Source organism: Mycobacterium sp. MUNTM1 (assembly GCF_054660795.1).
In genome coordinates this window covers 85,615-98,170 of record NZ_BAAGDE010000002.1, presented here as the reverse complement: position 1 = coordinate 98,170, position 12,556 = coordinate 85,615, and the positions used below count along the sequence as shown (strand labels likewise).

The following is a 12,556-nucleotide window of genomic DNA, read 5'->3' as shown; positions in this document are numbered from 1 at the left end:
CCAGTTTGAAAGGGCCTCGCGTGCAGCTTTCGTTCGAAGACCGGACCTATCTGATCACCGGCGGCGGCAGCGGGATCGGCAAAGGCGTGGCCACCGGGCTGGTCGCGGCCGGCGCCTCCGTCATGATCGTCGGCCGTAACGCCGATCGGCTCGCGGCGGCCGTCAAGGAGATCGAAGCCCTGCCCGGCGACGGCTCCATTCGGTACGAGCCCGCCGACATCACCAACGAAGAGGAGGCGGCGCGCGCCGTCGACGCCGTGACGGCCTGGCATGGCCGGCTGCACGGCGTGGTGCACTGCGCGGGCGGATCGGAGACCATCGGGCCGATCACCCAGATCGACTCGGAGTTGTGGCGACGGACCATCGACCTCAACGTCAACGGAACCATGTACGTGCTCAAGCACTCCGCGCGCGAGCTGGTGCGCGGTGGCGGCGGATCGTTCGTCGGCATTTCGTCGATCGCGGCCAGCAACACCCACCGCTGGTTCGGCGCCTACGGCGTCGGCAAATCGGCGCTGGACCACCTGATGCAGTTGGCCGCCGACGAACTCGGGGCATCATGGGTGCGGGTCAACAGCATTCGCCCCGGCCTGATCCGCACCGAGCTGGTGGCCCCCATCCTCGATTCGCCCGAGCTGAGCGCCGACTACCGCGCCATCACGCCGCTGCCCCGACCGGGCGAGGTCGAAGACATCGCGAATGTCGCGATGTTTCTGCTCAGCGACGCGTCCAGCTACGTGACCGGCCAGATCATCAACGTCGACGGCGGGGTGCTGCTGCGCCGCGGCCCGGATTTCTCGGCGATGCTGGAACCGGCCTTCGGCGCCGACGCGCTCCGCGGAGTGGTCTAGCCGGGAGAAATAGATGAAAAGGCTTGAGGGCAAACGGATCCTGGTCACCGGCGCGGCCTCGGGGATCGGTCAGGCCACCGCGCTACGGTTACTGAGCGAGGGCGCCGACGTGGTGGCCGCCGACGTCTCGACCGAGGGCCTGGGCAACACGCAGGGCCAGGCCGGCGAGGCCGGCACCGCCGACCGGCTGACCACGATGCCGATGGACGTCGGCGACGAGGACTCGGTGATCGACGGCGTGGGCTCGGCCGTCGAGAAGCTGGGCGGGCTGGATTCACTGGTGAACGCGGCGGGCATCCTGCGCGCCTGGCACACCCACGAGACCAGCCTCGAGCAGTGGAACCGGATCATCGCGGTCAACCTGACGGGCACCTTCCTGGTGGTGCGCGAAGCGCTCCCGTCCCTGCTGGCGAATCCCCGCAGCGCGATCGTGAACTTCAGTTCCACCTCGGCGTCGTTCGCGCACCCGTACATGGCCGCCTACGCCGCGAGCAAGGGCGGCATCCAGGCCTTCACTCATTCGCTGGCGCTGGAATACGCCAAGGACGGCCTGCGCGCGGCGTGCGTCGCCCCGGGCAGCATCAAGTCCGGCATCACCGATGCCACCGGCGGCTACATCCCCAAGGACGCCGACTGGTCGCTGTTTCCCCGGCTGATGCCGATCCTGCCGACCACGACCGAATCCAGCGGCGCGGGAATGGCCGGACCCGAAGCGGTCGCCGGTGTGATCGCCATGCTGGTCTCAGACGACGGCGCCTGGATCACGGGCACCGAAATACGGATGGACGGCGGCACGCACGCCTAGAGCGTGGCTCAGTCGGTGGCGGCGTGGCCGCGCTGCGACGGCCGCTAGTTGACGCAGGGCACGCCGCCGCCGTCGATCGGCTTTCCCTGATCGGGCGTCGGATACGTCGTGGTCGTGCCGTTGTAGTAGTAGCTCTTGGCCTTGGTCGACGTCGTGCTGGAGCTGGTGCTCGTCGAGTCGTCCATCTGGGTCTCGTCGGGCGTAGGCATCGAGAAATTGGTGTCCACGGTGAGCCGGATGTGTCCGGCCGCGATGCTGGCGCTGGGCTGCTTGGGCGCGTCCACGCCGAGCAGGCTGGCCAGGTTCTGCGCGTCGGTCTGCGCGCCGGCGCCGTACTCCACCGTGGTGGTGGTCGGGTCGCCGGATTCGCGGTCGCGGACCTGGCCGGGGGTGTAGCCCTTCTTTTTCAGCGCGCGTGACACCTCGCGGGCCAGACCGCTCATGCTGCCGGAGTTGACCACGTCGACCACCGTGGACGGGTCGGGTTGCACGGCGGTGGTGGCCGGCGCTGTCGTCGTCGAGGTGTCGGAGCCGATCGCCGCCGCCACCTCGGCCTTGATCGCCGCCGGGTCGACGATGTTGACGTCCTGGCCGTCGATGGTGTCGTAGCGCACCACCGGCAGCGTCCGGAACTCGACGTTGCCGCCGGCCAGCCCACCGAGCCGTTGGATCATGTCGTCGTTCCAGCCCGACGAGAGCACCACATCCTTGCGTGCCACCGCCATCAGGTTCTTCAGCTTGTCGATGTTGGTGAAGGTGCCCGCGGCCTGCAACTCCTGCATGACCGACGAGATGAACGCCTGTTGCCGGTGGGTGCGGTCCAGGTCGCCGTTGTCCAGGCCGTGCCGCTGCCGGACGAACGACAGCGCCTCGGACGCGTCCAGCCGCTGCCGCCCGGCCGGGAAGTCGGCGCCCGAATACTCGTCGTACACGGGGTGATTCAGGCAGACGTCGACGCCGCCGAGGGTCTGCGCCAGGTCGAAGAAGCCCGCCAGATTGACCTCGGCGAAGTAGTCGATGGGGACGCCGGTCAGGTTTCGCACCGCGCGCAGCGTCGCCGCCCGCCCCGCCTCGCGGCCCTTGGTTTCGAGTTCCTTCTGGGTGCTGTTGCCCTGGTTGGCCAGCTTTTGTGCGACATACTGCTTGGTCAGCCCGTACGCCTCTTTGATCTTGATGTGGTTGTATCCCGGGACGCCGGTGAAGGGCACCCAGTCGTCGCGGGGGATCGAGAAGGCCACCACTCTGTTGTCGGCGCTGACGTGCACCAGGATCATCGTGTTGGTGTTGTAGCCGCCGTCGTCGGAGTCGCCGGCGTGCAGATGCTTCAGGATCGAGTTGGGCAGGTCGTTGCCGTCCTGGTCCTTACGCGAGTCCAGCCCGATCAGCAGGATGTTCATGTTGTCGCCGCTGGACCGCGGATCGTCGGGCTGCAGGGCGTTCGAGACCGTGATGCCGCCCAACGCGCCGTGTGCCACGTAGTAGCCCGCCCCGGTGAGCCCCACGGCCGCCACGGAGACGAGCGCGCCCAGGGTGCGCGTCAGCCCCTTGCGTATACGGGAGGGTTGACGGACGGCTCGATGACGGCGATGGGCGCCGCCCGAGCGGGCCATCACAAACCTCTGCCCACGCCCAGCACATCACCAGGCACCGCAACGGTGCCGCGCGGCGATGTCGCTTCAAGCATGGTCACAAGTATGCGTTAGCTTGCTATGAAGCCCCCAATCGAGAGCACCCGTCACACGGGCGTCGCAGGGGCGCTCGTCGGGCCGACCAGCCCCGATTCGTGCCCGTCGTACCCGATCTACCAGCATGTTCTGCCCGGTCGCGGTCGCGGTGGTCTCCGCAAGGTCTCGGACCGGCCACGTCGGCGCCCGGATCGATCCGAACTTGTTATCCAGCGGATACGGCCAGCCGCACCGTTGCCCCGCCGGCCGGGCCAGCAAACCACCACCGTCGGCTACCGGGCTTTGACCAGGTCCTCACCGCAGCTGTAGAACAGCGCGATGTTGGTGCCGGTGGCGATTTCGGCGAGGTAGACACCGACGGGTTCGACCTCGTAGTAGAAGTGGATGTTGCCGTCGTTGTCCAGCGCCGACGCGCACGTAAATCCCGGCGCACCGCATCGTTGCTTGATGGGTGCGGCGAGGACGGCAAGCAGCACGACGGTGGCAACGCCGACGAGCAGCGGAACCCTGTTCACCGCCGACCTCGGCTGCGCCGGATTAACCACGGAAGGAGTGTAAGCGGCGGATCCGGCCGCTTCAGCGCGCGGCGCAGTAGGTTCTGCACCTGTGGCAATTGCGAACCAGCACGACGCATCCCCGGTGCGCACCCGGGTCGAGGTGCTCGGCAACATCGGGCCGAACTGGTTCGCCTCGGTGATGGGCACGGGGATCGATTGGCTGCGCCATCCGGCCGTGGCGCGCAGCCACGCGCGTAATCCGCAGATGGCGAACTTCTGCGGCGCGACCCCCCACCGCTAGGGACGCCGGCGCGGAGGTTCTGGTGCCGCCGCGAGCGTTTGGCTGCCCCGGTACGACGGGTACGCGGGTATGAGCCGAGCAGAGGACTGAGCATGATCGACACACGCCTCAGGCCGTTTTCGGCGGAGCGGCCGCAGAATTCGGAGCCCACGCAGCCGGGCACTCCCGGCGAGGCGCCGGAGCGGCTCACGCCGACGGAACCGCCCGAACGGCTGACGCCGGCAGAACCGCCCGAGCGCTTGACGCCCTCGGAACCACCCGAGCGTCAGGCGCCGGAATGACAATCACGATTGGAGAGCAGACATGCGCGCCGAAGAGGGCGACGAATCCGTCAAGGACTACGCGAACGAGGGGCGGGAGACCCTTGGCCGCATCAAGGCTTCGCAGCACGCGGGCGGTCGCCTCGGTGACATCGCCCGGCGCTTCGCGCGCCTGTGGCGTGGCGCGAGCGCGGGCGAAGGCGACCGGCCCACCGCGTAGAGTCGTTCAGCCACACACTAATTCGGGGTCACGGGCGCCGGATGGCGGTCAGCCCACGGGCGCGCCTCCTCGAGCTGCGCGGCCAACTGCAGCAGATCGCCGTCCGCGCCCAGCTTCCCGACGAATTGCACACCTAGCGGTAGCCCGGCGTCGGTCCAGTGCAGTGGCACGCTGATCGCCGGCCGGCCGGTCAGGTTGGCCAGCTGCGTGTAGGGCACCCAGCCCAGACTCTCCTGGATCAGGTCGTCGAGGATCCCGCTGAGCCCCATCAGCTTTCCGGCCCGCACCCTGCTGACCAGCCGGGCCACCCGCTGCAACACCGCCGACGTTGTCGTGGCACCCACCGCGAGGGGCGGGGTGGCCAGCGTCGGGGTGACAAAGAAGTCGTAGCTGTCGTGGAACGCGGCCAGGGATTGGATGTAGTCGTTCCGGTTTTCCAGCGCGGACATGACGGGTAGCACGCCGCCGGATCGGCCGAGTTCGGCGATGGCCAGGGTATCGGCCTCAAAGTCGTTGTCGCGCGCGCCGGTTCGCCGTTTGATGTCGGCGACTTGCTGGTATAGCTGGGCGAACCAGATGGTCAGGAAGTCACGGCCCAGCGCGGCGTCGTCGTAGGGCGGCGCGACCTCATCGACCTGATGGCCCAACTCGCGCAAGAGCGCGGCGGCCTTTTCGACCGCGGCGACGGCCTCGCGGTCCGGCCGCGCATTGATTGCCGAGCGCGCCGAGTAGCCGATTTTCAGGGTGCCCGGACGGTGCCTGATCTGTTCGCCAAAGGGCTTGTCGGGCAGCGCAGCCCGATAGGCGGCGCCCGGGTGGGGCCCGACGATCGCGTCGAGCAGCGCCGCACTGTCGCGCACGGTGCGCGACACCACGCCCTGGGTCGCCATGCCCAGCATCAGTTCACCGGTCTGTGGGCCGTACGGCGCCAGGCCCCGGCTGGGTTTGAGGCCGACCAGCCCGTTGCACGCGGCGGGTATGCGGATCGACCCGCCGCCGTCGTTGGCGCCGGCGGCGGGAACGATGCCCGCCGCCACGGCCGCCCCCGATCCGCCCGAGGAGCCGCCGGGCGTGTGCCCGGTGTTCCACGGGTTGCGGGCAGGGCCCCAGTAGTCGGGTTCCGTGACGCCCTTGGCCCCGAACTCCGGGGTGTTCGTCTTCCCGAAGATCACCAGTCCCGCGTCCAGGAATCGCTGGGTGACCAGCGCGTGCCGGTCCGCCACGTCGTGGGCCAGCGAGCGCGACCCGCACGACGTGGCAAAGCCGCGGTATTCCTGGCCGAGGTCCTTGATCAGGAACGGCACACCGGCGAACCGCCCGCTCAGCTTCGGGTCGGCGGCCTGGCGGTCGGCGGCGTCGTCGAGGCGACACACGATGGCGTTCAGGCGTGGATTCACCGCGTCCGCTCGTTGCCGCGCCAGGGCGAGCAGCTCGGCCGGGGTGACCTGCTTGCGCTCGACCAGCTCAGCCAGGGCGGTCGCATCCAGCGACATGTACTCGTCAAGATGCATGCGTTCTCCTCGGCTCTGGTCCGGGTGCGCGCGGCGTCGTCTTGATTGACGCCGCCGCATGCCGTTGACGTTAAGCCAACGCGAGCTTTTCGCGGGGGCGCCTTAGTATCACCTGATGCCCACGGCAGCCGAACCGTTTACGATCCAGGGCCCCGGCGGGGTGCAGATCGTCGCCGACCGCCTGGGGGATCCGCGGGCGCGCGCCGTGGTGTTCTTGCACGGCGGCGGACAGACCCGCCGGTCCTGGGGCAAGGCGGCGGCCGCCGTCGCCGCGCGTGGCTGGCAGGCCGTCACCGTCGACCTGCGCGGCCATGGCGAATCGGACTGGTCGGACGACGGCGATTACCGCGTCGTCAGTTTCGCCGCCGACGTCCAAGAGGTGCTGCGCACGCTGCCCCCGCGCCCGGTGTTGGTCGGTGCCTCGCTGGGCGGTTTCACGTCGATGCTGCTCGCCGGGGAGCTGTGCCCGGGCATCGCCAGTGCGGTCGTGTTGGTGGACATCGTGCCGAACATGGACCAGTCGGGCGCGAACCGGATCCATGCCTTCATGGCCGACCGGGTGGAATCGGGCTTCGGCTCACTCGACGAAGTCGCCGACGCGATCGCCGAATACAACCCGCACCGGCCGCGACCGACCGATCTGGAGGGCCTGACCACCAACCTGCGCCGCCGCGGCGATCGGTGGTACTGGCACTGGGATCCGCAATTCATCAGCGGCACTGCCGCTTTCCCGCCATTCGAGGTCACCGACCCCGACCGGATGCACGCCGCCGTCGAGTCGATCGTGCGCGGCGGGGTGCCCATCCTGCTCGTCCGCGGTCAGATGAGCGACCTGGTCAGCCAGGAGCGCGCCGACGAATTCCTCACGCGTTTCCCGCAGGTCGAATTCACCGATGTCCGCGGCGCCGGACACATGGTGGCCGGCGACCGCAACGACATCTTCGCCGGCGCCGTGCTGGACTTCCTTGCCCGGCACGTCGACGCCGGGTGAACCACGTGCCCGGAACGGACTGGTCGCCACCTCATTTCGGGTTGGCGGCGCTGCTACTATCTGCCGGGCGCAAGCGGAGGAGGACGGCGTGACCATACCGTGGTTGCGGGGGTTGGGGCTGTTGGGAGCGGTGATGGTGACCGCGACGGCGGCGGCGAAAACCGCTCTGGCAGCGCCGCCCCCGGCCCTGCCGTCGCCCCCGCCCTCGCCGGGCATCGGCGTCGATCACGAATCCGGCAGGTGCACAGCCGGATTCGCGGCCCAGGGATCCGACGGAAGTTACTACCTGATGACCAGCGGGCACTGCGACTCGCACGACGGCAACGAATGGACCTACGGCAATGACGCTCCGCTGGGCAGGATCTCGGCCAGCGAGCACGACGGCGACAAGCGAGACGCCGCGATCATCCGTCTGGAGCCCAGTGTCGGCATGCCGGTGGGTGACGTCGGCGGCAGGTATCAGGTTCGGGATGTATTGAGCCGCCAGCAGATTCAGGTCGGCATGCCGTTTTGCAAGATCGGCGCCGTAACCGGTGAGACGTGTGGCGCCGTCAAAGGCATCAATGGTGACGTGGTCGAAGCCAGCGTGTTCAGCCTGGACGGCGACAGCGGCAGTCCCGGCTTCGTGATGAACCCGGACGGTACCGTCAGCGCGGTCGGCCTGTTGATGTCATCGCCCGACGGCGATGACTACACGACCTACTTCATGCTCATCAATCCGCTGTTGGGCAAGTGGGGGCTCCGGGTGCTTCCGTGAGGGGCGCGCGCGGGCCGGTGATCGGGCAACCAGGGGCACGTAACGTAGCGTTTGCATTTCTCGGGTACCGGGTATCAGGTGGACCGGCCGTAACGCGTCGGCCCGCGGGGCCAGCTAGTTCATTTGTGTAGACGCGGCCGACGTAAGAGGCAGCGGAACCAGCGACACGAAGGGAAGCAGTAGTGAAGCGTGGGATCGTGGTCGGCGTAGCCGGGGTGGCCCTGGTGGTCGCCGCCAGCGCCGGATGTTCGAGCAACAAGTCCAGTACCGGGTCGTCCGGCTCGTCGGCGGCGCCGGCCGCATCGGGTCCGGTGCTCACCGTCGACGGGCAGAATCAGAACATCAGCGGGCAGGTCACCTGCAACACTGCCGGTGACAACATCACCATCGGCATCGGTGACCCGACCGCCGGTCTCGGTGCCGTGGTCAGCAACGGCAACCCGCCGCTGGTGCATTCGGTCGGGCTGGGCACCGTCAACGGTGTCGCACTCGGGTTCTCCGACGCCGCGCCCAACCAGAGCGGCAGTGCCGGGGCCGCGGTCAAGGGCAAGGATTGGGCGATCAAGGGCACCGCTACCGGTACCGACATGAGCAACCCGCAGCAACCGCAGCAGGTGACCAAGCCATTCGAGTTGGATCTCACCTGCCCGTAGTGCAGGTGCGACAACTCCCAAGAGGGGACGCAGCTATGTCTATGAAACGTGTCGTGAGCGCCGCCGCGTTGGCCGCTGGCCTGAGTATCTCCGCGGCGACGCTGAACGCAGGGTCGGCCTACTCGGCCCCGCTCGACCCGCCGCCCCCGTGCCCGAATTGCCACGGCGGTGGTGGTGGCGGCGGGGGTAACCCCGGCGGCCCGGGCGGCCAGCCAGGTGGTCAGCCGGGCGGCGGTAACACTCCGCCGGCGCAGGGCGGGCCGGCCAACCCGCCGCAGGGCGGGCACAACAGTCCGCCCGCGCAGGGCGGTCAGAACACCCCGCCGCAGGGTGGTCAGAACACCCCGCCGCAGGGTGGTCAGAACAACCCGCCGCAAGGCGGACAGAACAACCCCCCGCAGGGTGGTCAGAACAACCCGCCGCAGGGCGGTCAGAACAACCCGCCGCAGGGCGGCGGCAACACCCCGCAGCCCAACCAGCACGGGCAGAACCCGGCCCAGACGGGGCAGAACAACCCGCCCAACGAGCACGGCCAAAATCCGCCGGGGCAGGGCGGGCAGACCAATGCGCCCGCGAACCAGAACCCGCCGCCGAACAACCGGCAGCGGTACGAGGCGCTGAATCCGCCGGCCACGCAGCCGCCGCACCCGCCGTACATCCCGCGCCACGATGTGGTCACCGCCAGCGCGCAGATCGGTGGTCCCGCGGGCCCTGATGTCCAGTTCAGCATCGTGGGTCACGGGGCGCCCCCGCCGCCGCGCGAGCACGGCTACGGCTGGAACGACGGCCCGGCTCCGGGCCACCCGCCGCCACACTGGGAGGGCCCGCCGCCTCCGGGAGGCTGGGACGGTCCGCCGCCTCCGGGGGGCTGGAACCGGCCGTGGGACGGTCCGCCGCGTGATGTGGCTGCCGCACGTGCCGACTTCGGACCCTTCAACTACAACACCTTCACCGTTCTCCCGGTCTTCAACTGGCAGTACGGGGGTTGGGGCTACTGGTTCTTCGGTGTGTGGGTGCCGCTCTACTGATCGTTGATCCGATGTCAGCGGGCGCAGCCGTTCTTCGGCGCGCCCGCTGACGCGTTTCCTCAGCCCTGCGGCGGGGTCGCCGGCATGGCAGGCTCCGTGAATGGACGTGAGGGAGAACGTTCGCCGAGCCATCGACGTCATGACGGCTTGGTCGTCCGACGGCGGGCCCGACTTCACCTGGAGCCGGCTGGTGGAGAACGTGCTCGACGAGCCCGACGGCGACCTGATGCTCTTGATGGGCTTCGTGAATCTCGCGGGCGAGCTCGGCATCAGGCTGGAGAAGGCCACCGGTCAAGACGTGCGATCGCACCTGCAGGACATCGCCCGCAAGTATCTCTGACCGCGCGGCTACTGCGGATGGGCCGCCACATACGCCGCGGCCGGGATCGGTGACGCCTCGTCGTAGCCGATGGGCAGCAGCACGTCGCCCGCCGTCGTCAGGCAGTAGACGTCCCAGCGGTAGTAGGCGGCGAACGTCGCGGGATCGGCGGCGATCAGCGCCGCGTACTGGTCGACCGCGCGCACGTATTCGCTGGCGTGGTTGTAGCCGTAGATGGCGTGATCACGATCGTTGGCGAAGCCGTTGGCGGCCAGGAAGCGGCCCGCCGCCAGGATGCTGTCGTGCGGTGAATGGATGTCGCCGCCCTGGCCGTAGCCGGCGAACGTCGAGGGCAGGAACTGCATGGGGCCCTGGGCGCCGGCGGTGCTCGCACCGACGATGCTGCCGAAGCGGCTTTCGACGAAGTTGATCGCGGCCAGGTAGTTCCAGCCGACCCCGGATTCCGTTTCCGCCTGGTGGTAGTAGTTCAGCAGCTCGCCGGCCGGCGCCGGCGGCTCGATTCGCCACGCCGGCAGGGTTTCTCGCACCGGGGTCAACGCGGTGAGTTGGCGACGGGCGTCGACGTTGCGGTCGTAGGCGTCGACCAGTTCCGGCGGGATGCGCGGGCGCGTGGTGGCGTCCCATTCCGGGTGGCGTCCGATCGCGCGGTAGGCCGCCTGCTCGCGATGCGCCGCGGCCGTCAACGCCGGCTCGGCTGTCCCCGGATCACGCAGCGCTCGCTCGTCGGCGACGAGGTCGTCGGCCAGCTGCGCGGGGTCGGACGCCAGTCGCGGCTGCGCGCCACCGGGCGTTCCGGCGTCGGCGGGCACCATGCGTGTCGTCGGCACCGGCGGCGCGGCCACGCGTGCGGACGTGGTCGGGCCGGTTGCCGCTGTCGGGTGCGGAGCCGAACACCCGACGAGCGCGAACACGATCGCGCCGACGACGAGTGGCGCGGCGTACCGGTCACGGCTCACGGCGATCACGTCCGTCCATTGCCTCGAATTCCCGGCTCCGGTTGGTGGGCCCATCGCGAGTCTGTCGCATCGGACCGGGTGACTTCAACGCGGTGACGGTCTTTTGTGCACCGGTAGTTGTGACAATCGCGCGGTGCTCTCAAACTGATTGATATGCGCGACCGCGAGAAGATCGACTCGGAGTTGCGGCTCGTCGCGCTGCGGCGCCAAGCGATCCGCGAGCAGGGCGGGCGGCCGTCGTCCCTGGAGGCCGATGCGCTGCTCGACGAGATCTTGGCCCACAGCGCGGGGTCGTCCGCGCCGGGCGCGTTCGAGGACTGGGAGACCGAGGTTCTGGCCACCGCCCCGGCGCGTGACGGGAAGACCGGTGTCCTCGCGTCCCGGCGCCGGAAGGTGGCCGCGCTGCGTCGGCTGGCTCTGTTCGCGGCGTTACCGCTGTCTGTGGTGGCCGCGGTCGCCGCGGTCGTGGTGATGTTCGCGCTGCACCGCCAGGATTCGTCGGCGCAGCCGCAGGAGACTCCGCCGTCGGCCGCGCCCCCCGCGCCGGTGGTGCCCAAGGCGTCCGCTCCGGCGGTCAACGTCGCCGACTCGGCATTGGTCGCCGCGTTGAAGCAGGAGGGGGTGCCGGTTCCCAGCCAGGACTACGTGACCAACCAGGGGCACGCGGTCTGCGAGTTTCTGGCGCACCAACCGAACTTCGCCGATGCGGTCGGGTTCGTGCAGCGGAACTCGATCTGGGACGCCAATCAAAGCACCGCCGTCACCGCGGGCGCGATCGTCGCGTACTGCCCCCAGTCCCGCCCCGCGGCCTCGAACCAGATCTCCCAGAACGATCAGAACGCGCTCTCCGACCTGCAGGCGATCGAGCGCAACCTGCAGGGCATCCAGGGGAATCTGCAAGACATTCAGGGCGGTCTCGACGCGATCCCGGGCCACCCGTAGCCCGTCGTCTTCGCAGCTAGACGAGACTTTCTGCGGCCTTGCGCCGCCGGCGCAAATGCCCAGGTAAATAAGGGCAGACCTTCAATGTTTTCCCAGCGTGGGTCAGTAGCCTCGCGACTGAGGAGGAAATTGTGGGCTATATCACAGCTACCGACCCGGTCGACCACCTGCGGACCAGCCGCCCATTGGTGGGGCAAGCGTTGAAGAGCCCGGCCAAAGAGCCCGGACTGCTGCTGATGGCGGCCGGTCTGGTGGCGTACGGGATCTGCCTCGCATGCTTCGCGTACTCCCAATACCGGGAGGGGCTCATCGCCGCCGGCATCGCCTTGGTGACGATGGCGGCAGGCGGAGCCTGGCTCTGGAGAGAAGCACGGCGAGTCCGCAAACTCGACCGCGAGTGGAACATCGGGGACGGGACGAATGCCGATCGGCAAACGAGGCGGCGCCGTCAGCGTTGAGGTAGCGGTACAACGTCCCGGGCTCAGCCCAAGGTATTTCGCGATTGCCTTACCCGTCTGGCCGTCGGCTTTCATCCGCTTGGCGGCGGCAACGCGGAGGGGGGCCATCCACCATCCGGCGACGTCCGAACCCGGTGCCGCTCACGCGAGATGCGGCCCGATTCTGTGCTGTCCATTTTGATGGTGAGGTTCCGCTCGTATTCGGCGAGCGACCAGAGCAGCCGATCATCATGCGCCCTCGGTGGTCGTGATGATGCTGGGCGCCATAAGGAGATCGTGCAGCCGCTTGTAACTAGCCCGA

General features: G+C 68.8%; 15 protein-coding genes and 1 pseudogene. 12 read left to right on the top strand and 4 right to left on the bottom strand.

What is annotated here, in order from left to right; all coding sequences use genetic code 11:
* The first annotated feature begins 20 nt into the window (after positions 1-20).
* Both ACYQ8K_RS02025 and ACYQ8K_RS02020 read left to right on the top strand, forming a co-directional pair.
* On the top strand, positions 21-851 hold the full coding sequence (locus ACYQ8K_RS02025) for an SDR family oxidoreductase (RefSeq protein ID WP_448295783.1): 831 nt from the start codon (positions 21-23) through the stop codon (positions 849-851).
* A gap of 13 nt (positions 852-864) precedes the next feature.
* Positions 865-1,656, top strand: a complete 792-nt coding sequence (locus ACYQ8K_RS02020; protein WP_459966714.1) for an SDR family NAD(P)-dependent oxidoreductase — start codon at positions 865-867, stop codon at positions 1,654-1,656.
* A 44-nt stretch (positions 1,657-1,700) separates the two neighbouring features.
* Here the strand turns inward: ACYQ8K_RS02020 and ACYQ8K_RS02015 are convergent, their stop codons facing one another.
* Positions 1,701-3,266, bottom strand: a complete 1,566-nt coding sequence (locus tag ACYQ8K_RS02015) for an LCP family protein (RefSeq protein ID WP_459966713.1) — start codon at positions 3,264-3,266, stop codon at positions 1,701-1,703.
* A gap of 347 nt (positions 3,267-3,613) precedes the next feature.
* On the bottom strand, positions 3,614-3,856 hold the full coding sequence (locus tag ACYQ8K_RS02010; protein WP_459966826.1) for a hypothetical protein: 243 nt from the start codon (positions 3,854-3,856) through the stop codon (positions 3,614-3,616).
* A gap of 91 nt (positions 3,857-3,947) precedes the next feature.
* Between ACYQ8K_RS02010 and ACYQ8K_RS02005 the strand changes: the two are divergent.
* The 3 genes and pseudogenes from ACYQ8K_RS02005 to ACYQ8K_RS01995 form a co-directional block, all read left to right on the top strand.
* Positions 3,948-4,130: pseudogene (locus ACYQ8K_RS02005) on the top strand (C4-dicarboxylate ABC transporter); the annotation flags it as partial.
* A gap of 101 nt (positions 4,131-4,231) precedes the next feature.
* Positions 4,232-4,420 carry a hypothetical protein gene (locus ACYQ8K_RS02000; RefSeq protein ID WP_459966712.1) on the top strand — a complete coding sequence of 63 codons (189 nt, stop codon included), beginning with the start codon at positions 4,232-4,234 and terminating at the stop codon, positions 4,418-4,420.
* Between the two features lie 22 nt (positions 4,421-4,442).
* Positions 4,443-4,619: a hypothetical protein gene (locus ACYQ8K_RS01995; protein ID WP_459966711.1), complete on the top strand. Its 177-nt coding sequence runs from the start codon at positions 4,443-4,445 to the stop codon at positions 4,617-4,619.
* A gap of 17 nt (positions 4,620-4,636) precedes the next feature.
* On the opposite strand, the gene ACYQ8K_RS01990 is transcribed toward ACYQ8K_RS01995, so the two are convergent.
* Positions 4,637-6,130, bottom strand: a complete 1,494-nt coding sequence (locus ACYQ8K_RS01990; protein WP_459966710.1) for an amidase — start codon at positions 6,128-6,130, stop codon at positions 4,637-4,639.
* A 115-nt stretch (positions 6,131-6,245) separates the two neighbouring features.
* Between ACYQ8K_RS01990 and ACYQ8K_RS01985 the strand changes: the two genes are divergently transcribed.
* The 5 genes from ACYQ8K_RS01985 to ACYQ8K_RS01965 all read left to right on the top strand — a co-directional run bounded on the left by ACYQ8K_RS01985 (position 6,246) and on the right by ACYQ8K_RS01965 (position 9,899).
* The gene (locus ACYQ8K_RS01985) at positions 6,246-7,121 is read left to right on the top strand and encodes an alpha/beta fold hydrolase (RefSeq protein ID WP_459966709.1); all 876 of its coding nucleotides are present in this window, start codon (positions 6,246-6,248) and stop codon (positions 7,119-7,121) included.
* An 88-nt stretch (positions 7,122-7,209) separates the two neighbouring features.
* On the top strand, positions 7,210-7,878 hold the full coding sequence (locus ACYQ8K_RS01980; RefSeq protein ID WP_459966708.1) for a S1 family peptidase: 669 nt from the start codon (positions 7,210-7,212) through the stop codon (positions 7,876-7,878).
* 182 nt (positions 7,879-8,060) lie between these two features.
* Positions 8,061-8,531 (top strand): lipoprotein LpqH, encoded by a 471-nt coding sequence (locus ACYQ8K_RS01975; RefSeq protein WP_459966707.1) that lies wholly within the window; start codon positions 8,061-8,063, stop codon positions 8,529-8,531.
* Positions 8,532-8,572: 41 nt separating this feature from the next.
* Positions 8,573-9,559 carry an MAP_0585 family protein gene (locus ACYQ8K_RS01970; protein ID WP_459966825.1) on the top strand — a complete coding sequence of 329 codons (987 nt, stop codon included), beginning with the start codon at positions 8,573-8,575 and terminating at the stop codon, positions 9,557-9,559.
* Between the two features lie 100 nt (positions 9,560-9,659).
* Entirely contained in the window at positions 9,660-9,899 is a 240-nt protein-coding gene (locus ACYQ8K_RS01965) for a hypothetical protein (RefSeq protein WP_007772536.1), read from the top strand.
* A gap of 8 nt (positions 9,900-9,907) precedes the next feature.
* On the opposite strand, the gene ACYQ8K_RS01960 is transcribed toward ACYQ8K_RS01965, so the two are convergent.
* Positions 9,908-10,855, bottom strand: a complete 948-nt coding sequence (locus tag ACYQ8K_RS01960; RefSeq protein ID WP_459966706.1) for a lytic transglycosylase domain-containing protein — start codon at positions 10,853-10,855, stop codon at positions 9,908-9,910.
* Between the two features lie 153 nt (positions 10,856-11,008).
* Between ACYQ8K_RS01960 and ACYQ8K_RS01955 the strand changes: the two genes are divergently transcribed.
* Both ACYQ8K_RS01955 and ACYQ8K_RS01950 read left to right on the top strand, forming a co-directional pair.
* The gene (locus ACYQ8K_RS01955) at positions 11,009-11,797 is read left to right on the top strand and encodes a DUF732 domain-containing protein (protein WP_459966705.1); all 789 of its coding nucleotides are present in this window, start codon (positions 11,009-11,011) and stop codon (positions 11,795-11,797) included.
* Positions 11,798-11,928: 131 nt separating this feature from the next.
* Positions 11,929-12,255, top strand: coding sequence for a protein UsfY (locus tag ACYQ8K_RS01950; protein WP_459966703.1), 327 nt, complete (start codon positions 11,929-11,931; stop codon positions 12,253-12,255).
* The last annotated feature ends 301 nt before the right edge of the window (positions 12,256-12,556 follow it).

Coding starts and splice junctions, on each gene's coding strand:
- ACYQ8K_RS02020 (WP_459966714.1), top strand. CDS start 865: ATGAAAAGGCTTGAGGGCAAACGGATCCTGGTCACCGGCGCGGCCTCG.
- ACYQ8K_RS02015 (WP_459966713.1), bottom strand. CDS start 3,266: ATGGCCCGCTCGGGCGGCGCCCATCGCCGTCATCGAGCCGTCCGTCAA.
- ACYQ8K_RS02000 (WP_459966712.1), top strand. CDS start 4,232: ATGATCGACACACGCCTCAGGCCGTTTTCGGCGGAGCGGCCGCAGAAT.
- ACYQ8K_RS01995 (WP_459966711.1), top strand. CDS start 4,443: ATGCGCGCCGAAGAGGGCGACGAATCCGTCAAGGACTACGCGAACGAG.
- ACYQ8K_RS01990 (WP_459966710.1), bottom strand. CDS start 6,130: ATGCATCTTGACGAGTACATGTCGCTGGATGCGACCGCCCTGGCTGAG.
- ACYQ8K_RS01985 (WP_459966709.1), top strand. CDS start 6,246: ATGCCCACGGCAGCCGAACCGTTTACGATCCAGGGCCCCGGCGGGGTG.
- ACYQ8K_RS01970 (WP_459966825.1), top strand. CDS start 8,573: ATGAAACGTGTCGTGAGCGCCGCCGCGTTGGCCGCTGGCCTGAGTATC.
- ACYQ8K_RS01965 (WP_007772536.1), top strand. CDS start 9,660: ATGGACGTGAGGGAGAACGTTCGCCGAGCCATCGACGTCATGACGGCT.
- ACYQ8K_RS01955 (WP_459966705.1), top strand. CDS start 11,009: ATGCGCGACCGCGAGAAGATCGACTCGGAGTTGCGGCTCGTCGCGCTG.